This window comes from Streptomyces niphimycinicus (assembly GCF_018883605.1).
Lineage (GTDB): Bacteria > Actinomycetota > Actinomycetes > Streptomycetales > Streptomycetaceae > Streptomyces > Streptomyces niphimycinicus.
This window is the reverse complement of sequence record NZ_JAHLEM010001096.1, coordinates 1-1,433: the sequence shown is the minus strand read 5'-3', so window position 1 is coordinate 1,433 and position 1,433 is coordinate 1. Positions and strand designations below refer to the sequence as shown.

Genomic DNA, 1,433 nt, shown 5'->3' with positions numbered 1-1,433 from the left:
CTGGATCCGCCCCCGGGCTGCCGCTTCCACACCCGCTGTCCGCTCGCCGTCGACCGCTGCCGCACCGAGCCGCCCGCGCTGCGCGGACTGCGCGGACTGCGCGGACTTGCGGGCGGTGGCGGTCGGCAGGTCTCCTGCCATCTGGTGGCGGACGACGGAACGGCGCCGGACGCCTCGGCCCCCTGAGGACACCTCAGCCCCTGAGATCCGCCCGCACACCCGCCCCCGCACCCCGCACCCCGCACCCCGCACCCCCGTACGAGATCAGGAGCCCGCCGCATGTTCACCACCCGGCCCACCCTCCAGGGCACCCATGGCATGGTGTCCTCCACCCACTGGCTCGCCTCGCAGTCCGCCATGGCCGTCCTGGAGGACGGCGGCAACGCCTTCGACGCGGCCGTGGCCGCCGGGTTCGTCCTGCATGTGGTCGAGCCGCATCTGAACGGGCCCGCTGGTGAGGTGCCGATCATCCTCGCCCCGGCGGGCGGCGAACCCACCGTGCTGTGCGGCCAGGGCCCGGCCCCCGCCGGGGCCACCATCGACCACTACACGGCGCTCGGCCTCGACCTCGTCCCGGGCACCGGCCCGCTCGCGGCGGCGGTGCCCGGTGCGTTCGACGCCTGGATGGTGCTGCTGCGCGACCACGGGACCAAGCGGCTCGCCGAGGTGCTGCGGTACGCGATCGGCTACGCCGAGCACGGCCATCCCGCGGTCGAGCGGATCGGGGAGACGGTCGAGGCGGTACGGGAGCTGTTCGAGACCGAGTGGACGGCCTCGGCCGAGCTGTATCTGCCGGACGGGGAGTCCCCCGCCGCCGGGCGGCTGCTCACCAACCCCGCGCTGGCCGCCACCTGGCGGCGGCTGATCGCCGAGGCGGAGGGGGCGGGGCCGGGGCGCGAGACACAGATCGAGGCGGCCCGCCGGGTCTGGCGCGAGGGCTTCATCGCGCGGGAGCTGGCGGACGCGGCGGCCCGGCCCACGATGGACTCGTCCGGGCAGCGCCACGCCGGGACGCTCACCGGGGACGATCTGGCCGCCTTCGAGGCCACGTACGAGGCGCCGGTCAGCCACTCCTGGAACGGCTGGACCGTGTGCAAGGCCGGGCCCTGGAGCCAGGGGCCGGTGCTGCTCCAGCAACTCGCCCTGCTGCCGGACGGGCTGACCGCGGACGACCTGGGCACGCCCGACCTTCTGCACACCCTGATCGAGGGCGGCAAGCTGGCCATGGCCGACCGCGAGGCGTGGTACGGGGACGCCGCGGATGTGCCGCTGGCGGAGCTGCTCTCCGGACCGTACAACGACGAGCGGCGGCGGCTGATCGGCGAGGCGGCCTCGTACGAGCTGCGCCCCGGGCACCCCGGGGGCCGTATGCCGCGGCTGAGCAAGCAGGCGCTGGCCGCCGTGGCCCGCGCGGCCTCCGGGGCGGCCGGACC

General features: G+C 75.9%; 1 protein-coding gene and 1 pseudogene. Both read left to right on the top strand.

Translation table 11 applies throughout. From position 1 onward, the window contains the following. Positions 1 to 186, top strand: a pseudogene (locus KN815_RS47850) (peptide ABC transporter ATP-binding protein); the annotation flags it as partial. 93 nt (positions 187 to 279) lie between these two features. Further along, on the top strand, positions 280 to 1,433 hold a 1,154-nt coding region (locus KN815_RS47845), incomplete at its 3' end, for a gamma-glutamyltransferase family protein (protein ID WP_216348032.1).